This window comes from Pseudoalteromonas sp. KAN5, from assembly GCF_022846535.1.
Taxonomy (GTDB): Bacteria; Pseudomonadota; Gammaproteobacteria; order Enterobacterales; family Alteromonadaceae; genus Pseudoalteromonas; species Pseudoalteromonas haloplanktis.
The window spans coordinates 1,184,628-1,203,170 of record NZ_AP025589.1; the positions used below are offsets into that span (position 1 = coordinate 1,184,628).

Consider the following 18,543-nt stretch of genomic DNA (forward strand, 5'->3'; position numbering starts at 1 on the left):
CCTTAAAGTTCTATGCCTAATTGTACGACCATTTTGTAGTCATCATTTTCAGGAATAGTGCCATCAGCATTGGCTACAGGGGATTTTAAGTGATCCCAAACAAATGAAATATCAAAATCGATGTCATCGGTAATATCAAATGATGCTCCCGCTTTTGCTGATTGAGCATTACCGCCTGCTGCGGTTTCAGCAAAGGTAAACTTATAATCAAACGTTAAATCTATATCAGACGTTAGTTCATACTCAGTATTAGATTCAATATAAAAAGAACTCGATGAGTTTGTTTTATCAGTGCCTTCAACTACATCAGAGAATTCTGTATGTTGAAAAGCAGGGCCCATACCAATATCCCACTCGGTCTTATCCGTATCAATTAAATAGTAACCGATACCGGCCCCTATGGTGTATTTATGATCAATGTTTTGAAACGGGTCACGAAAGTAGTCAAAGGAGATTGGTCTGAAATACAGTGATTTAGTATAAAACCAGTCAAATGTGCCGCTAGCACGAATATTGTTTTCGGTAATTTCATCATCATTACTTGTACGATCAGCAAGGGCGTTGATCAGTAAACGGTTTGATGCTGTTCTGCGTTTGATATCAACAGAGGCAGAATATTCCGTTTGTTCAGTATTACCTTTACTGATATTTGCCCCAATCCCCACTTTGATACTCCATGCACTTAGGGCATCGTCAAATGAGGGAGCGACAGAAACTAAATCACTGTACTTGTATTGATCGGGTCGGCTCATACCAACGACTACATAACCACCGGAAATATTGAGTGGGCCTTCAAGTACTGTTCCATCATTAAACCTCACTGCATGACTGCGCCCAGAAATAACCATGAAAATGTCCTCTCTATCAATATAGAGGGTATCGAGTACATCACTCTCAAATTCAAGTTGTTTATCGTAGTAGGCCTTGATATCACCTTTGAGCCACTCGCCCGATGTGAGCCTCACCCAGTCATATTTTTCACTTTCTTTTACAATGGCGCGTTGTTCATCCAAATGGGGATCCGGATTTTTAGTTGCTGCGAAACAGCCAAAAGATGTCATGGAAGCGATAGCGAGCGCTACTGGCAATATTTTCATTGTACAATCCTTGATTATTGCAGTTTCTATAAATCAACGTAATGCTAGTCCAAGCTAAAATAAATGTATAGCTTTGGGGACGCTGAGTGTTTAATTATTACTTGAAAACAAGCGTTGATGCGTTTTAAACGCATATTCATCTGTCATACCACTTAAGTAGTCACAAATTACCCGTTGCGTATTGCCGTTTTGTTGTTGTACGTGGCGAAATATGTTCGCAGTCGTTTCAGGCAAAAGCCGTAAAGGCTCACAAGCAAATGCTTCAAATAACTCAATGATTAACTTTTGTCCTTTAAATTCAATTTGCTGCATATGAGAGGCTCTGATCAACCGTTGATAAATGAAAGACTTTAAAGTATCGAGTAAGTGTTGGTAGCATGGCGCTAAAGTGACAGTGTGATTCAATATCGGGTTTTCAAACCCTATTTCTGTGTTAATGATTGATGATTGGGTGATAAAGAGGTTTACAAGCTCACCGATCACATCTTTTCTATGTGCTTCACTACCTAAAAATAACCGCTCGGTTAACTGGCTGTGCACAAGCCAGTCACACTCTACTTGAGCAAGTGCTGGTAAAGCATGATTTTGCCATTCCTTTAAGGTAATTTGTTCTGTTGCAATGGCGTCTTCAAGATCATGCACTGCATAGGCTATATCATCAGCAAGTTCCATGATCGCTGCGTCAAGGGACTTGAAATTGGTTTTAGATCTAAATTCATCAATCACATTAAACTGGCCTAAGCGCTGTTTATCAGTAGAAGACAGGGGGGCAATAATCCAATCAAAGGTTTCTTGATCATCTTTATATAGGCCTTTTGCAGGTCGCCAGTCATCCGCCTTTATGTAAGCACGCAGTGGATCATGATGAGGAATCGTATGCCATAAATCATTAATAAAAGCTGGGTACTTTATAAACCCGAGTAAAGTGCGTCGCGTTAGGTTCATACCGTGGCCATCACTGTAGGGTTCTAACTTTGATACAATTCTTAGCGTTTGTGCGTTACCTTCAAAACCGCCGTGTTCACGCATCATGTAATTAAGCGCGATTTCACCACCATGACCATAGGGAGGATGACCTATATCATGAGCTAGGCATAATGTTTCGAGTAAGCTCGGATCGGGGAAATGAGTGAAGTCAGGGTGTTGCTTTTCTAAATGACGAAGTAAACCGCTACCAATTTGCGACACCTCTAAAGAATGGGTTAATCGGGTACGATGAAAATCATTAAGCCCTATACCCATTATTTGCGTCTTTGCTTGTAAACGACGAAATGCAGCTGCATGGATTATGCGGGAACGATCAACCTGCCATGGTGAACGGTTATCATTAGGGCGGTGTTTATTTTGATCAATAATACGACTTTGCCAAGCGAATTCCATTAAATGAACATCCAAAACTTCTTTAAGGTTTATATGAACTTAATTGTAGCCGATTTTTTTAGATTATAAATCACCCAAATGGGGATATTCGCCTTTATTTGCGGTGTTAGGTATAATGGCGGGTCACATGCATGTGGATATACCATGCATATATGTTAGTTTTTTTGAGAGAATACATGCTTAAGTTCCTATTTCGTTTAATTGTTAGCCTATTTTTTATTTGGGCATTAATTTACCCATTCATAGAAAAATCGACTTCGTTAATTGACAGTGAAACAATTGCAACTAAACCCCCGATAAAAAAACCAGAAAAGCCACTACACTCTGTAAAACTACCCGATTTTAATGGGTTTGTTGATGTTAAAGAAAAGAAACATGCATTTTTTGACTTTATTCGCCCACACATTGAAGCTGAAAATAAAAAGATTTTACAACAAAGGGCTACCTTAGAAATTGCGCTTATGATGCTGCAATACGATGAGCCATTGAGTGCTAGTCAAACAAAACAAGTTAAAACGATTTTAAACAGCTATAAATTACCCAAAACCATTGATCGATTGGCATTAAAGCAAGCTCTGCGTCGAGTAGATATTATTCCAAAGGAACTCGCATTGATGCAAGCTGCTAACGAGTCAGCATGGGGAACCTCGCGGTTTGCTCGTATTGGTTTGAATTTTTTTGGGCAATGGTGTTATAGCAAAGGCTGCGGTATGGTGCCAAACCGCCGTAATGATGGGGCTGAGCATGAAGTGGCAGCATTTAAATCAGTTCGCGCCGCCGTTAATTCGTATTTTAGAAATATAAATACGCATGCAGCTTATAAGCAATTACGTAGTATTCGCGCCGATTTACGTCAGCAACAACAGCCGATTTCAGCCACTGAATTGAGCTACGGGCTCACGTCATATTCTGAACGTGGTGAAGCGTATATTGAAGAATTAAATCAGATGATCAACCAAAATAGAGCTTACTTTGATGAATAATCCAGTATTTAGTTTTAGTTATGTAATTGCCACAGTAATTGCGCTTCTGGCCACTTTTAATCTACACGCAAAAGAGTTTGTGGTCTCTTATGATGGTTTTTATGACCGTTTAAAAGTGGTTAATAAAGGGGATTTTCAATTTGCTCAAGTTAACTTTTATATAACTGACATAGCGACTAATGACGAATGTTTAATTGAAAGTGGACGTATAATTACTGAGCGTGAAGAATTTGCTCTCAATTATACTGAACATGCCCAGTTATTATTACCCTACGATAAACAGCTTGATACAAACAAAGCTGTGGTTGTAATTGAACCACAAAATAAAAATCATGATTGTCAGTTAAAATTACAGATTGAAGCGCGTGAATTTTCCAACAGTAATTTAAATAAACATCAATTGTATCAGCTTGACCAAGAGTTTGATGACTTGCTTTCTGATTTATCAGGCTTTTTTATCAGTAAACTAATGAGCTTTTTGTTACCTGAACAAAAAGGGGTGGTATTAACATTTAGCTCCCCCGTTACCATTGCTGATCCTGCTTTTAATTGCCAAGATGCAATTTGCCATGTCAGTGTTACTGACGAGTGGGAAGATGATAAATTTGCTTTTGATATTACAACACCATTATTAAAAGTAACTCCTTGGATTGCTAAATAGTAAGTAATACCAATCGACTTAAATATTTAACCATTATAGCGAGCTATAGTTGCTCAGTAACTTAACACGATTGGTATAAAAGATGGCCAAGCACTGTGGTATTCAGTGCTTGGTTTGCGTGGCTTGCTTGTTAAACGCAGCCGATGGCAGGCTTAGATACCTGTATAACTGATTGAAATTAATCTATTAAACTATGAATAAAAACCATGTAATTGAGTGTTTACGTTTTGCTCTAGAGGCCCAACTAGCAACCGCACAGGCTGCGGCTAAAACAGCTTACGATACTGCTATCCATGAAGAAAACATTGCTGAAAATAAGTACGATACACTAGGGCTTGAAGCGGCGTATTTAGCACAAGGGCAAGCCGAACGGGTGAGTGATTGTCACTTAAGCATAATTGAATTTGAAAAAGCATTTAAAACACCGACTTCAAAGCAGGTTACAATCGGGTCATTGGTGTGTATTTGTGATGAAGATGAAAATCTCAAATGGTATTTTATAGGGCCACTGTCAGGCGGTTTAAGCATAAAAATAAAAAACACCTTAGTGTATGTACTGACCCCACAATCACCATTAGGGAAACTACTCATAAACAAGCAACAAAATGATGAGCTTAGTTTTACAGTAGCAAATAACACAACGCTTTTGGAAATAATTTCAATCAGTTAGCTTTATGTCAAGTCGATTCGCTAAGCTGTTAATCGCTGAACTGAGATTGATTAAATTTACTTATCTTAACGCCAAAAATTATTCGTTGGAAAGAGGCTGCAAAACCCTTTATAAATCACCTGTAGATTAAGCAGTAGCTAAATCTAAAGCACCCATCCTGTTAAGTACACGTGCTACGCACAATTATTACTTAGCAGTATGGGTGTTTCTATTTACATTCATTTTTATTTTGACTTATTTTAGGAAAAGTCGTGTTTAAAACCTTGATCGTGGTTGATAACAACGAGCAGTCTCTTGCTCACTCATTCGAAAACGTAATTACCTTCAATACCTACTTACGAGATTACCCAAAACATAATGAGCCAAAAACACGCATAATTAATTTATGCGACTCAAGTCAGTACTTGAGTAAAGGCTATTATTGTTCATTACTTGCTGAAGCACGGAAACATCAAGTTTTACCAAGTGTGAAAACCATTAATGCGTTACGCAGTGGTCAAACATTAATGCTAAGCATAGGCGTGCTGACTGATGCAGTTTACTTTGGTCAGGCTGTCAATGAGCTACAAAACAAAGCAGCTAAATCGGTATTCAAACAATACCCAGCACCGATTTTATTTGTAGATCAACAAGGGCTACTAAAACAAGGTTCTTTAGCGTCTCTTAATGCTGAACAACACCATGAGTTTGTAGCTAAACTAACTGAATTCACGCAAACACAATGGCGGATCAGTAGCACTCAAAAGCGTTACCGTTGGGATATGGCGATTTTGGTTGATCACAATGAGAAAGTACCACCAAGTGATAAAGATGCGATTGCCCGATTTATTAAAGCTGCTGCTAAACACGGTATTCATGCGCAAGCGCTTAGTTTTGATGAGATAGATAATATTGCTCAGTTTGATGCGTTATTTATTCGTCAAACAACGGCGATAGATCATCCAACCTATCGTCTGGCAAGTAAAGCGCAAAGCTTAGGTTTAGTGGTCATCGATGATGCTGACTCTATTTTGCGTTGCTGTAATAAAGTGTATTTACATGATGCGTTTAATTATCAAAAAGTGCCGAGTTTAAAAACATTAGTGGTTGCAGATCAAAATGACGACACCATTACTCAGCTTGAAAATACTTTTACTTACCCATTAGTACTGAAGATGCCTGAAGGCTCGTTCTCTAAAGGGGTGTATAAAGTAGCTGATCGCACTGAGTTGGTTGCAAAATTAAATGAGCTGTTTGAATTTAGCGCCTTAGTATTAGCGCAAGAATACATGTATACCGAGTATGATTGGCGAGTAGGGGTGTTAAATGGCCGTGCTATTTATGCATGTCGTTATTTAATGGCACGTAACCATTGGCAAATCTATAACCACGACGCAAAACGCTTCTTCTCAGGTGGCTTTGAAACATTACCTACTTTTGAGCTACCTAAAGCGGTGCTTGATGCTGCTTTAAAAGCCTGCAAAACAGTGGGGAAAGGTTTATATGGTGTTGATGTTAAAGAGCATCAAGGCCGTGCTTATGTGCTAGAAGTGAACGACAACCCAAGTATTGATCATAAAGTAGAAGATGCCTACTTAGGTGATGAATTATACATGCTTATTATGGATGAATTTAAGCAACGTCTTGAAGCTCGAGGTCGAGGTTAATGTCTGTTCATGATGTGGCAGTGCGAGTTGCCACAGACGCTGATTTAAAGGCATTACTTGCAATAGAGCAACAAAGCTTTAGTCAAGATCGGTTAAGTGCCCGCAGTTTGAAACGTTGGATAACGGCTAAGCATGGAATTTTGCAGGTTGTCGAATCAAACAATCAATTGCTTGGCTATGGTTTAGTATGGTGTCACAAAGGCACTCGTTTAGCTCGTTTATACTCACTTGCAGTAGCACCGCAGGCGCAGGGGAAAGGTCTTGCACAGCAGTTACTAAGTTCACTTGAACGTGCTACTGCAGAGCGCGGTAGGGTGTTTATGCGCCTTGAAGTGGCGGTAAATAATTTAGCCGCCATTGCCTTGTATAAGAAACTGGGGTATCGGGTATTCGGGCAATACAGTGATTATTACGACGACCATAGCGATGCGCTACGAATGCAAAAAAACATTCGTAACACCAATGAACTTGAGTTTACACGAGAAACTCCTTGGTATCAGCAAACCACGGAGTTTACATGTGGCCCTGCTGCGTTATTGATGGCCATGTCATCACTAAAAAAAGCAGTGATCACCCAGGTCAGTGAACTTGCGATATGGCGTGAAGCAACGACTATTTTCATGACTTCAGGACATGGTGGTTGTCATCCATTAGGGCTTGCACTAGCGGCAAATAAACGTGGCTTTAAGGCTGAAGTGGTTATTAATACCCGTGATACTTTATTTGTAGATGGCGTGAGAAACGACAACAAAAAAGCGATTTTGCATACTGTGCATAATCAATTTGTAGTTGAAGCCATTAATCATAAACTCGATGTTAAATATCAGGAATTATCACTGGAACATATCGAGCGCTGGCTGGCTGAAAAAATGGCTGTGGTGTTGTTGATCAGTACATATCGCTTTGATGGTAAAAAATCGCCTCATTGGGTGTGTGTGACCCATCTAGATGAACATTGCTTGTATGTGCATGATCCGTTTTGTGAAAACGATAAACAACTAGCGATTGATTGCCAGCATGTACCCATTGCAAAAAGTGATTTTGTAAAAATGGCGAGTTTTGGCAGCTCTCGTTTGAGTACCGCACTGGCTATAAAAATAAAGTAATTTTAGGATGTTGAGTGAGTTTTTTTGAATTAGTAGATATTACCCCTTATTCGTGGTCAGCAATTGGTAGCGCGGCTTTTTGTGGCGCCTTAATAGGCATGGAGCGGCAATTACGAGGCAAACCCGTTGGGATCCGCACCTCTGTGTTGATCATATTGGGTACGTATTTGTTTTTAGCCACCGCGTTTATGCTCCATGGTGATGTAATTGACCATTCGCGGGTGGTTGGTCAAATCATCACTGGGATTGGCTTTTTAGGCGCTGGAGTCATGCTTGCGAAAGATGGCGCTGTGGTGGGGGTGACATCGGCCGCAACGATTTGGGTATTGGCATCCATAGGAGTTGTGATTGCAACGAATAATTTACTGGCAGCGATTAAATTGTCTATTCTCGTGGTGGGTATTTTATATGGTGTTGATGTGCTTGAAGCGAAATTCAAAAGTTTGAGCAAAGGTGTACATCGCCATGTGAAAATTTACTCAAAACGGTATTACAGAAGTAATAAAAAAGAAGCTGAACGCCACGATTAAGTGGCGTTATTTGTATCATTAATTGCCAAATAACTTTCTTCTGACCACGTTGCGATAATCGCTAGGGGTTTGCGAGAGTAACTTTTTAAACACTCGGGTTAAATGTCCCTGATCGTTATAGCCCACCTCTAATGCGACTTCTTGAATCGACAAGTTTGATGACGCTAAAAGCTCCTTTGCCGTTTGCACTCGTAGTTGTTGCCAGTATTCAATCGGACTTTGATTGGTGGCTACTCTAAAGCGTCGTGTAAACGAGCGATAGCTTAAGCCAAATAATTGGGCCACTTCGGTTAAGCTTTGTTCTGTGGCTAAGTTGTTTTTTAGCCAAAATTGAATTTGAGCGATGAGTTCGTCGGGATGGCGATCCACCGCACCTTCAAGGTAGCGCTGATCTTCATAAGGTTTTCGTATTTCATGAGAAAAGTTACGTTCAACATGTTGAGCGGCAGCTTGTCCATAGTATTGACTAATAATGTGCACAATGACATCCGCTAATGCATTCAAACTTGCCACACTGTATAAACGTTCTGACTGAGTGATGAAAAAGTCAGGTTTGAGTAATACCTGTGGGTAATCGCGTTTAAATTGTTCTGCATAATGCCAGTGAGTTGTTGCTGGATGACCATTTAATAGCGTTGCCTCAGCCACTAAGCAGTTACCAGTGCCGACCCCAATAATCGAGCTACCCTGTTGCCAACTACAAGTTAGCCACTTCACAAGCCCTTGGTTTGCCCTAACAACGGGGCGCGGGTTACGCCAAATACCGGGCACTATGATCAAATCACTGTATGGTGCATTGGCATAGGTGTATTCGGGTATAATCGCCAAACCACTGCGATTTTGGATTGGCTGTCGATCTTCAGCTATCAAATTGATCTGCAATGGTCGAAATTGCGTTGCGGTTGAATGGCCTTTTGCATGACCTTTTGCGTAGGCTTCACCTGCTCTAAGCATTTCGATGGGCAGTGTTAAACTGGTGATCAATAAATGCTGATAGACCAACATACTGATCTGTAATGGGCTATCTTTGAAATTGTTGTCCATTTAATTGCTCCGACCAGTCGCTACTGGCCTATTAAGCTTGTTATTTGGCTATTTAAGCACAATGCTTACAGTAAAATCCATCTAAACTAGTTACTTCTCCTATAACACGTTTTCTCAAGGTAAATTATGACAGCATTACCCGTTATTGTCGGCATGGGCGGAATTAACGCCGCGGGCCGTACCTCATTTCATCAAGGTTATCGTCGTATCGTGTTAGACAATTTAGCAGGCGACGCACGCCAAGAAACGTTTCTAGGCTTAGCGACTTTAATGAATCTTGTTTCATTACAAGAGGGCGAATTAAAAGATCAACACGGTAACTCAATTAAACAAAGCGATATAGAGGCTCAGTTTGGCGAACAGATTATCGCGGGGACTTTGATCCGTAAAATTGAAAAAAATCATTTTGATGTTGATGCGACGCCATGGCAACAAAAAATGACATTAACGCTTAGCGATGAGCAAGCGATTGTATTTGAAGCACGTCGTCGTGACTTACCGCAACCAGTACCGTCAAGTTGGTTAATTGAAGACATTACTGATAAAAAAGTTAAAGTCACTATTGCGGCTGAGCTAGACATAAAGCATGACAGCACCCGTGATAACCCCATTAAAGCCGCAGGTCAGTTACCAACAGGTTTTGATCCGGCCATTATGTACAATAGCCGTTACCAACCGCGTGGTTTACAAGCCACAATTTTCGCTGCTACGGATGCGATACGCTCAACAGGACTTGATTGGCAGCAAATTATGAACAGTGTTGAGCCAGACCAAATTGGTACCTATTCAGCATCTGTGGCAGGGCAGGTCAATGATGAAGGTTTTGGTGGTTTAATTCGTTCGCGCCAACAAGGCGAGCGGGTCAGCACTAAGCAGTTGGCACTGGGTTTAAATACCATGTCTACCGATTTTATCAATGCCTATGTAACTGGTAATGTCGGTACTACGTTTACCACCTCCGGTGCCTGCGCGACGTTTTTATATAATCTGCGTGCCGCTGTTAATGATATTCAAGCTGGGCGTACTCGTGTAGCTGTTGTAGCGTCTTCTGAATGTGCTATTACACCTGAGATCATTGAAGGTTTTGGCAATATGGGCGCACTGGCTAACGAAGAAGGCCTAAAGCGTTTAGATAATACAGAGACGGTTGATCATCGCCGTACAAGCCGTCCATTTGGTGAAAACTGTGGCTTTACAATCGGTGAAGGTGCACAAGTGGCTATCCTGATGGATGATGCGCTCGCATTAGCATTAGGTGCAGATATTATGGGAGCTGTAGCGGATGTATTTGTGAATGCCGATGGTGTGAAAAAGTCGATCACAGCACCAGGACCTGGTAACTACATTACTATGGCTAAATCGGTGGCATTAGCGGCTAATATTTTAGGCACTGAAGCGGTTCAACAACGCAGTTTTATTTTAGCGCATGGATCAAGTACGCCGCAAAACCGTGTGACTGAATCGCTAATTTATCATCGAGTAGCGCAAACCTTTGCAATTGATAACTGGAAAGTTGCTGCGCCTAAAGCGTATGTTGGGCACACTATTGCTCCTGCTAGTGGCGATCAGTTAGCTATGGCATTGGGTGTATTTAGTCACAATATTATGCCGGGTATTACCACTATAGATAAAGTGGCAGATGATGTGTATGACCAACATTTAGATATTCGTACAACACATTACCAATGTACAGATATGGACATTGCTTTTATCAATTCAAAAGGCTTTGGCGGTAATAATGCGACAGCGACAGTGTTATCACCTAAAGTCACCATGGAAATGTTAGCAAAGCGTCATGGCAGTGATGTAATGAACGCATACACAGTGGCCAATAACAGCGTTGCGGCTGCGCAAGCCAGTTATCAGCAACAAGCGGATTTAGGTCAGTATGACCTTATTTATCGCTTTGGTGATGGCATGATTGAAGAGAATGACATTGTTATTTCTGAAACTGATATGCAGATCCCTGGTTTTGACAAAGCAATATCATTTACTAAAACCAATCCTTATCAAGATATGTTTTAAGCACATAATTCTTGAATGGCAAGGCGCTTTTATAGCGCCTTTTTTAATGTATAAATATTAGCCCTATAAAGTTTTCAAATTGTCATTGGCTGCATTTTTTTGTTGAATCACCGCAGTTTACGCGATCTGTCATTTTTCCTTGTTATAATTTCACCCTATTAAAGAGGCCAATGCTTGAGAGTCCTATGATCGCCAGTTTATTATTGTTAAGTGCAACTACTGCCACATTAGATAGCCATTTACCGCCATTACTACCTTGGCAAGGGCAAAGTCTGACACTGATACAACAAAAAGGCCCATTAACCACTGACTTCGAACTGAGCGAAGGGCTAAATTCGCCAAATTACCAACAAACAATGGCGTTTGTTGATCGCCTTGTAGCAGCAAACCCGACTCAATTTCAAGTGCAAACTATTGCCCATAGTGCCAGCGGCCGTGCGATAAAAATGTTGGTCGCCAGTGAAGAGGGGGCTTTTACGCCTTCTCAGCTGATGCAAAATACAAAACCAACACTATTCATTCAAGCGGGTATTCACGCAGGTGAAATTGACGGTAAAGATGCGACGTTTATGTTACTACGTGATATCGCAACCGGTAAGCGTCGTGACATTTTAAGCCAAGTAAATATCTTGTTTATTCCTATTTTGAATGTGGATGGTCACGAGCGTCGCAGTCAATTCAACCGTATCAATCAACGTGGCCCAGTAGAAATGGGTTTTCGCACTAATGCTAATAACCTTAACTTAAATCGTGATTACACGAAGCTAGATACCCCAGAAGTACGCGGCGTATTAAAAGTCATTAAGCAGTTTAAGCCTGACTTATACATTGATGTACATGTAACAGACGGGGCAGATTATCAGTATGATGTTACCTATGGTTACAATCCTGTATTTGCAAGTGAATCACCCAGTGTTTCAGCTGCATTGGATCAGTATTTTAAACCTGTTATTGATAAAAAGTTACAGGCTCAAGGTCATCTTCCTGGACCTTTAGTTTTTGTTATGGATAAGCGCGACTTTAAAAAAGGCCTAGCGGGCTGGGTTGCGACTCCTCGTTATTCTAATGGCTGGGGCGATTTACGCTCACTACCTACAATTCTTGTTGAAAACCATTCGCTTAAACCTTATAAGCAACGAGTGCTTGGTACTTACGTGTTTTTAGATGGCGCGATTTCAGCATTAGCGCAGCATCATCAACAATTAACGGAGGCGGTTAAAAAAGAGTTAGCATTTGTACCAAGCCAACTGATTGTTGAGCGTGGTTATGCTAAAGAGCCAAATACGCTAATATTTGAAGGCATTAAATATACACGTAGTGAAAGTGCTTTGAGTGGCCAGATGGAAGTAAAATACCTTGGTGAAAAGCAACATTATGATGCATTACCTATTTTTTGGCAGAAAGAAGTAAAAACAACAATCAAAGTACCTAATGCATTTTATATTCCTCCAGCGTATCCACAGATTGTCGAAAAGTTAAAGCTACACGGTATAGCAGTACAAACAGTGACTGCAGATGCACTACCAAGCCATTTAAAAATGGCGATTGTAAAACGTCATGAATTTGCTAAAACGCCGTTTGAAGGTCGCTTTAGGGTAAGTGCTGATTTTGACTTTGTTGATGTAACGGAAAAGAATTTGACCGGGTGGTCTAAAGTCGAAACTGCGCAACCGTTAGGTGAATTAGCGACGCATTTACTACACCCAAAGGCACCGGATTCATTTTTTGCTTGGGGTGAGTTTAATACGATTTTTCAACGCACTGAGTATATGGAAAACTACGCGTTAGCGCCTTATGCTCGTCAGATGTTAAAAGACAAACCGGCATTAGCATTAGAGTTTGATAAAAAAATTCGTGAAGATGCTGCTTTTGCAAACGATCCGCAAGCGCGCCTGAACTGGCTTTACGAACATACGCCATTTTATGATCAAGCCTATTTAAAGTATCCGGTACTTATGACATTTTTAGAACACGCCCAAGAAAAGAATTAATTTATGGAAATTATTACTCTACCGGTTACTGCGTTTGCACAAAATTGTCGAATTATTATTTGTAAACAGACTCGCCAAGCAGCTGTGATTGATCCAGGTGGCGATGCTGAAAAAATTATTGCTGAGCTGGCTAAGCATTCAGTGAGTGTGCAATGTATTCTACTGACCCATGGTCATCTTGATCATGTGGGTGCTGCAAAAATACTGGCAGAACATTTTTCAGTTGATATTGTGGGCCCACAGCAAGACGAGTTATTTTGGTTTGATGCATTACCTATGCAAGCGCAAATGTTTGGCTTTGCACCAATAACGCCTTTTTACCCCCATCATTGGCTCAATGATGGGGATATTTTCCCAGTGGGTGAATTGCGCTTTGAAGTTCGCCATTGCCCTGGCCACACGCCGGGTCATATAGTCTTTTATGAAGCCAAGCATCAGTTGGCCATTGTTGGTGATGTGATTTTTAAAGGCTCAGTAGGGCGTACTGACTTCCCTAAAGGAGATGCACAGCAGCTACTTGCGTCAATAAAACAAAAAATCCTAACTCTGCCAGATGAAACCAAAATCCTTTCAGGGCATGGACCTGACACTAAAGTAGTTACAGAGCGCATATCGAATCCATTTATAAGTGGTAAATATGGTTAGTTACGCATAAAAAATGCATAAAAACACAAGACTCAGCTAATAAAGCAATGTATAATTTAATCAATTTAGTAAAATAAAAAAGAAATAAAATGTCTCTAAATCACGTAGATCGCCAAATATTGGCACTGTTACAGCAAGATGCAAGTCTTTCGACCGCAGATATTGCTGATAAAGTAGGCTTATCTCAGTCACCTTGTTGGCGTCGTATTGCAAAACTTGAACAAGATGGTTACATCAAAGGCAAGGTTGCATTATTGGATGAGAAAAAACTTGGTTTTGATATGTTAGTGTACGCCCATGTTCGTTTGTCGAACCATGGCCGTACTAATCTTGCTGAGTTTGAACGATTGATCTTAAGTTACGACGAAGTAACGGAATGCTACAGCATGGCCGGTACTATGGACTTTATGTTGCGGATTATTTCAAAAGGTATTGAAGGCTACGAGCAGTTTGTTCGTGATAATTTATTAAACCTTGAGTTTGTCCAAGAAGTTCATTCAAATGTGACGATGACCTGCGTAAAACGCAGCACTTCACTACCGCTTTAATTATATTCCAACAGGCTAAAACGACTCTCGTGTTTAGCCTGTACCCCTTACTGCAATTGTTAACCTTAGCTTAATTTGTTAGAATTGGGCGCTTTTTTGATCCCACATCCGCAAGAGGAATTCAATGTTTAACTTACTAAGCAAGGCGCCAAGCTCTGCTAAAAACGATATTTTGTCAGGTATTACGGTTGCGCTTGCACTCGTACCTGAAGCTGTTGCATTTGCGTTTGTTGCGAATGTGGAGCCTTTGGTTGGTTTATATGCAGCATTTATTGTTGGCCTGATCACTGCTATCTTTGGTGGTCGCCCTGGCATGATATCTGGTGCGACCGGTGCACTGGCTGTTGTGATGGTAAGTTTAGTGCTTGATCATGGTGTTGAATACTTATTTGCGACCGTGTTGTTAATGGGGATCCTGCAGATATTAGCTGGGGTGTTTAAGCTCGGTAAATTTATTCGGATGGTTCCGCACCCTGTCATGTTGGGATTTGTAAACGGACTCGCGATTGTGATCTTTCTTGCCCAACTCGGCCAGTTTAAAGTCTCTGATGGCGCGGGCGGCGTGCAATGGATGACAGGTACTCCGTTGATGATCATGCTTGCACTGGTAGCATTAACAATGGCTATTATCCATTTTTTACCAAAGTTAACGACGGCAGTGCCCTCAACTTTAGTGGCTATTGTAACTGTGACAGCCATTGTGATGGGCTTGGACCTTGAAGCGCGCACTGTACTTGATTTCTTAAAAGATATGACAGGGGACAGCGCTGCGACTATTGCTGGTGGCTTACCAGAATTTCATATTCCAATGGTGCCGTTTACGTTTGAAACGTTCAAAATTATTTTCCCTTATGCACTTATTTTAGCGGCGATTGGTTTAATTGAGTCGTTGTTAACATTGAGCTTAATTGACGAAATAACAGAGACCCGTGGTCAAAGTAATAAAGAGTGTATCGGCCAAGGTGCTGCAAATGTCACGTGTGGTTTCTTTGGCGCGATGGGGGGCTGCGCAATGATTGGTCAATCTATGATCAATATTAACTCAGGGGGTCGTTCACGTTTATCTGGGATCACGGCAGCTGTTATGTTGCTTGCGTTTATCCTGTTTGCAGCGGGCTTAATTGAAATGATCCCATTGGCTGCACTTGTTGGCGTAATGTTTATGGTGGTACTCGGCACATTTGAGTGGGCGAGTTTCAAAATGATGAAGCGTGTACCTAAGTCAGATGCCTTTGTGATTGTGCTCGTGTCGGGTGTTACAGTAATCACTGATCTAGCGATTGCCGTCTGTGTGGGTGTGATTGTCTCAGCGTTAGTTTTTGCATGGCAACATGCAAAACATATTTTCACAACAAACTATATTGATGAACAAGGCTCTAAAGTTTACGAGTTACACGGCCCATTGTTTTTTGGCTCGGTGAAAAAGTTTGCAGAATTGTTTGATGTGAAAAATGATCCTAAAGACGTGATCATTGAATTTAAATACAGTCGTGTAGCTGATCACAGTGCGATTGAAGCTATCGATGCGTTAGCGGATAAATACACTAAAGCAGGCAAGCAGTTACATCTTCGCCACCTTAGTAAAGATTGTACTCAGCTACTGCATAAAGCCCGTGACTTAGTTGAAGTAAATGTGATTGAAGATCCAACGTATAAAGTTGCCTCAGACAAACTTGCTTAAGCAGTTTATTTGAGTAAAAAGCGAAGGCAGTTGCCTTCGCTTTTTTGTATTGAATGCTTTATTGTGTAAAATCAAAATAGGTCGCTTAAATCGAGATTAAAGTCATATGTCACAGTGGTTAGCATGGGCCAAACAAATACAGGCCATTAGTCAAACAGGTAAAGCCTATACAAAAGATGGTTATGACATTGAACGTTATGAGCAATTAGCTGATATTAGTCACCAAATGTTAGCTTCGCTTGCTGAGCAACCTGTCAGTGTGGTTGAAAATCTATTTATTGATGAGCAAGGCTATCCGACTCCTAAAGTCGATTTGCGTGCAGGTGTAATCGTTGATAATAAAATCTTGCTAGTACGAGAACGAACTGACGATAAATGGTCGTTACCAGGTGGGTGGGCTGATGTTAATGAAGCGCCTCGCGAAGGAATTATTCGTGAAGTATTAGAAGAGTCTGGGTATCAGGTAACGAATCCTCGTTTAATCGCTTTAAAAGATCGGGCACTTCACCCATACTTACCTGTCTCTGCACAGCATATCTATAAATTATTTTTTCTGTGTGAGCTTATTGGCGGCGAACCTACAATTAACTTAGAAGTGTCTGAAATTGGCTTTTTTGCTTTAGATAATTTACCGGAGCTATCTGTTGGCCGGGTGCTCGTTGAGGATATACAGATGCTGTTTCACCACTATTATCAGCCCACCGAAGCATTGTTTATTGATTAACACTCATTACCCAAATAACTAAGACTAAGCTCGACTAGTGCGCAGGCTGCCTGTATAATTCGCGTCCTCTTTATACCGTGTTATTGCCTGTATTAACTTTTCCTTATTTATCGAACAGTTTACTTGCCAGTATTTGCTTAGGAAATTCATCTTGATATCTACCGCTAACATTACCATGCAGTTTGGTGCTGAACCTTTATTCGAAAATATTTCAGCTAAATTTAGTAACGGTAACCGTTATGGCTTAATTGGCGCCAATGGATGCGGTAAGTCAACGTTTATGAAAATATTAAACGGCTCACTAACACCTACTTCAGGCAATGTGTCAATTACACCGGGCTTAAAGGTTGGTAATTTAAGCCAAGACCAATTTGCCTTTGAGCAATACACAGTAGTTGATACGGTGATCATGGGAGATGTTGAATTATGGAAAATAAAACAAGAACGTGAACGCATTTATTCGCTCCCTGAAATGAGTGAAGAAGATGGTATGAAAGTCGCCGAGCTTGAAAGTATTTTTGCTGAAATGGATGGCTACAGTGCAGAAAGCCGCGCTGGTGATATTTTGTTAAAAGCAGGTATCGAGGAAGAATTTCATTTTGGTTTAATGTCACAAGTTGCCCCTGGTTGGAAATTACGTGTACTACTAGCCCAAGCACTCTTTGCCAACCCAGATATTTTATTATTGGATGAGCCAACTAATAACTTGGATATTCATACAATTAGCTGGCTTGAGCAGGAGCTGAACCAACGTAAATGTACCATGATCATTATATCTCATGACCGCTACTTCCTTAATGCTGTGTGTACTCACATGGCAGATATTGATTATGGTGAGCTGCGCATTTACCCTGGTAACTATGAAAAATTCATTGAAGCATCAACGCTTATCCGTGAGCAACTACTAGCTGGTAATGCGAAAAAGCAATCAGAAATTGAAGAACTACAAGACTTCGTAAATCGCTTTGGTGCCAATGCATCAAAAGCGAAGCAAGCGAGCTCACGTGCGAAACGCATGGAGAAAATTAGTTTAGACGAAGTGAAGTCTTCAAGCCGTATGGCGCCGTCATTGTATTTTGATGAAGGTAAAAAAATGCACCGTCAGGCATTGATCTTAGAAAATTTTGGCCATGGGTTTGATGGAGAAGTACTGTTTGAAGGTGGCGAACTGATCCTAGAAGCGGGTTCGAAACTGGCGATTATTGGCGAAAATGGTGTTGGTAAATCAACATTTATTCGTTGCTTAGTAGGGGAGCTTGAAGCGAACCACGGCGTGGTTAAGTGGTCAGAAAATGCTTCTATTGGTTATTGCCCGCAAGATAGCAGCAAAGATTTTGATAACGATTTAACCCTGTTTGATTGGATGTCACAATGGCGTACCGCTAAACATAACGACTTAATGGTACGCGGCATGTTAGGGCGTCTATTGTTTACCGCTGATGACGCGAATAAAAAAGCGCGTAACTGCTCAGGTGGTGAGAAAAACCGCTTACTATTTGGTAAGTTGATGATGCAAGATGTCAATGTGTTGATCATGGATGAACCGACAAACCACATGGATATGGAAGCGATTGAAGCATTAAATAATGCATTAAAAGGTTTTGAAGGCACATTGATTTTTGTCAGTCATGATCGCGAATTTGTGTCGTCTTTGGCTACCCGCATTATTGATATTCGTGACAAGAAAGTCGTCAACTTTCATGGCACGTTCAACGAGTTTATGGCAAGCCAGCAAGAGCAAGCTAAGTTACTCGAAACCAAGTAAGCTTTTTATAGTTTAAACCGGCTTAGGCCGGTTTTTGTATTCAGTCA

16 protein-coding genes are annotated in these 18,543 nt (G+C 40.8%); 13 read left to right on the forward strand and 3 right to left on the reverse strand.

The window, feature by feature from the left end:
• Window positions 1-2: 2 nt before the first annotated feature.
• Both KAN5_RS05120 and KAN5_RS05125 read right to left on the reverse strand, forming a co-directional pair.
• On the reverse strand, window positions 3-1,097 hold the full coding sequence (locus KAN5_RS05120) for a DUF481 domain-containing protein (protein ID WP_016707283.1): 1,095 nt from the start codon (window positions 1,095-1,097) through the stop codon (window positions 3-5).
• 90 nt (window positions 1,098-1,187) lie between these two features.
• Window positions 1,188-2,477 carry an anti-phage deoxyguanosine triphosphatase gene (locus KAN5_RS05125; RefSeq protein ID WP_016707282.1) on the reverse strand — a complete coding sequence of 430 codons (1,290 nt, stop codon included), beginning with the start codon at window positions 2,475-2,477 and terminating at the stop codon, window positions 1,188-1,190.
• 176 nt (window positions 2,478-2,653) lie between these two features.
• Here KAN5_RS05125 and KAN5_RS05130 point away from each other — a divergent pair, with 176 nt between their 5' ends.
• From KAN5_RS05130 to KAN5_RS05155, 6 genes are all read left to right on the forward strand, one after another.
• Window positions 2,654-3,460 carry a glucosaminidase domain-containing protein gene (locus KAN5_RS05130; protein ID WP_016707281.1) on the forward strand — a complete coding sequence of 269 codons (807 nt, stop codon included), beginning with the start codon at window positions 2,654-2,656 and terminating at the stop codon, window positions 3,458-3,460.
• Window positions 3,453-4,121: a DUF2987 domain-containing protein gene (locus KAN5_RS05135; RefSeq protein ID WP_016707280.1), complete on the forward strand. Its 669-nt coding sequence runs from the start codon at window positions 3,453-3,455 to the stop codon at window positions 4,119-4,121. The genes KAN5_RS05130 and KAN5_RS05135 overlap by 8 nt, the downstream gene beginning before the upstream one ends.
• 193 nt (window positions 4,122-4,314) lie before the next feature.
• Entirely contained in the window at window positions 4,315-4,791 is a 477-nt protein-coding gene (locus tag KAN5_RS05140) for a GreA/GreB family elongation factor (RefSeq protein WP_244390639.1), read from the forward strand.
• A 251-nt stretch (window positions 4,792-5,042) separates the two neighbouring features.
• Window positions 5,043-6,437, forward strand: coding sequence for a RimK family protein (locus tag KAN5_RS05145; RefSeq protein ID WP_016707278.1), 1,395 nt, complete (start codon window positions 5,043-5,045; stop codon window positions 6,435-6,437).
• Window positions 6,437-7,543: a peptidase C39 family protein gene (locus tag KAN5_RS05150; RefSeq protein WP_244390640.1), complete on the forward strand. Its 1,107-nt coding sequence runs from the start codon at window positions 6,437-6,439 to the stop codon at window positions 7,541-7,543. The genes KAN5_RS05145 and KAN5_RS05150 overlap by 1 nt, the downstream gene beginning before the upstream one ends.
• Before the next feature lie 14 nt (window positions 7,544-7,557).
• Complete coding sequence (locus KAN5_RS05155; RefSeq protein WP_016707276.1) at window positions 7,558-8,073, forward strand: MgtC/SapB family protein; 516 nt, start codon at window positions 7,558-7,560, stop codon at window positions 8,071-8,073.
• Window positions 8,074-8,091: 18 nt separating this feature from the next.
• On the opposite strand, the gene KAN5_RS05160 is transcribed toward KAN5_RS05155, so the two are convergent.
• The gene (locus KAN5_RS05160; protein WP_016707275.1) at window positions 8,092-9,117 is read right to left on the reverse strand and encodes a helix-turn-helix domain-containing protein; all 1,026 of its coding nucleotides are present in this window, start codon (window positions 9,115-9,117) and stop codon (window positions 8,092-8,094) included.
• Window positions 9,118-9,243: 126 nt separating this feature from the next.
• On the opposite strand from KAN5_RS05160, the gene KAN5_RS05165 reads away from it, so the two are divergent.
• From KAN5_RS05165 to KAN5_RS05195, 7 genes are all read left to right on the forward strand, one after another.
• Window positions 9,244-11,142, forward strand: coding sequence for a beta-ketoacyl synthase (locus KAN5_RS05165; RefSeq protein ID WP_244390641.1), 1,899 nt, complete (start codon window positions 9,244-9,246; stop codon window positions 11,140-11,142).
• 185 nt (window positions 11,143-11,327) lie between these two features.
• Window positions 11,328-13,133, forward strand: a complete 1,806-nt coding sequence (locus KAN5_RS05170) for a M14 family metallopeptidase (protein ID WP_244390931.1) — start codon at window positions 11,328-11,330, stop codon at window positions 13,131-13,133.
• A gap of 3 nt (window positions 13,134-13,136) precedes the next feature.
• Window positions 13,137-13,778 carry an MBL fold metallo-hydrolase gene (locus KAN5_RS05175; RefSeq protein WP_016707272.1) on the forward strand — a complete coding sequence of 214 codons (642 nt, stop codon included), beginning with the start codon at window positions 13,137-13,139 and terminating at the stop codon, window positions 13,776-13,778.
• 89 nt (window positions 13,779-13,867) lie between these two features.
• Window positions 13,868-14,326: an Lrp/AsnC family transcriptional regulator gene (locus KAN5_RS05180; protein WP_016707271.1), complete on the forward strand. Its 459-nt coding sequence runs from the start codon at window positions 13,868-13,870 to the stop codon at window positions 14,324-14,326.
• A 124-nt stretch (window positions 14,327-14,450) separates the two neighbouring features.
• Entirely contained in the window at window positions 14,451-16,007 is a 1,557-nt protein-coding gene (locus KAN5_RS05185) for a SulP family inorganic anion transporter (protein ID WP_016707270.1), read from the forward strand.
• Window positions 16,008-16,113: 106 nt separating this feature from the next.
• Entirely contained in the window at window positions 16,114-16,731 is a 618-nt protein-coding gene (locus KAN5_RS05190) for an NUDIX hydrolase (RefSeq protein WP_016707269.1), read from the forward strand.
• Between the two features lie 151 nt (window positions 16,732-16,882).
• Window positions 16,883-18,496 carry an ABC-F family ATPase gene (locus tag KAN5_RS05195; protein WP_016707268.1) on the forward strand — a complete coding sequence of 538 codons (1,614 nt, stop codon included), beginning with the start codon at window positions 16,883-16,885 and terminating at the stop codon, window positions 18,494-18,496.
• Window positions 18,497-18,543 lie beyond the last annotated feature (47 nt).

Excerpts from the sequence above, each read along its gene's own strand:
- KAN5_RS05140 (WP_244390639.1), top strand. The coding sequence starts at position 4,315 with ATGAATAAAAACCATGTAATTGAGTGTTTACGTTTTGCTCTAGAGGCC.
- KAN5_RS05175 (WP_016707272.1), top strand. The coding sequence starts at position 13,137 with ATGGAAATTATTACTCTACCGGTTACTGCGTTTGCACAAAATTGTCGA.
- KAN5_RS05120 (WP_016707283.1), bottom strand. The coding sequence starts at position 1,097 with ATGAAAATATTGCCAGTAGCGCTCGCTATCGCTTCCATGACATCTTTT.
- KAN5_RS05135 (WP_016707280.1), top strand. The coding sequence starts at position 3,453 with ATGAATAATCCAGTATTTAGTTTTAGTTATGTAATTGCCACAGTAATT.
- KAN5_RS05130 (WP_016707281.1), top strand. The coding sequence starts at position 2,654 with ATGCTTAAGTTCCTATTTCGTTTAATTGTTAGCCTATTTTTTATTTGG.
- KAN5_RS05185 (WP_016707270.1), top strand. The coding sequence starts at position 14,451 with ATGTTTAACTTACTAAGCAAGGCGCCAAGCTCTGCTAAAAACGATATT.
- KAN5_RS05190 (WP_016707269.1), top strand. The coding sequence starts at position 16,114 with ATGTCACAGTGGTTAGCATGGGCCAAACAAATACAGGCCATTAGTCAA.
- KAN5_RS05160 (WP_016707275.1), bottom strand. The coding sequence starts at position 9,117 with ATGGACAACAATTTCAAAGATAGCCCATTACAGATCAGTATGTTGGTC.
- KAN5_RS05170 (WP_244390931.1), top strand. The coding sequence starts at position 11,328 with ATGATCGCCAGTTTATTATTGTTAAGTGCAACTACTGCCACATTAGAT.
- KAN5_RS05125 (WP_016707282.1), bottom strand. The coding sequence starts at position 2,477 with ATGGAATTCGCTTGGCAAAGTCGTATTATTGATCAAAATAAACACCGC.
- KAN5_RS05180 (WP_016707271.1), top strand. The coding sequence starts at position 13,868 with ATGTCTCTAAATCACGTAGATCGCCAAATATTGGCACTGTTACAGCAA.
- KAN5_RS05165 (WP_244390641.1), top strand. The coding sequence starts at position 9,244 with ATGACAGCATTACCCGTTATTGTCGGCATGGGCGGAATTAACGCCGCG.
- KAN5_RS05150 (WP_244390640.1), top strand. The coding sequence starts at position 6,437 with ATGTCTGTTCATGATGTGGCAGTGCGAGTTGCCACAGACGCTGATTTA.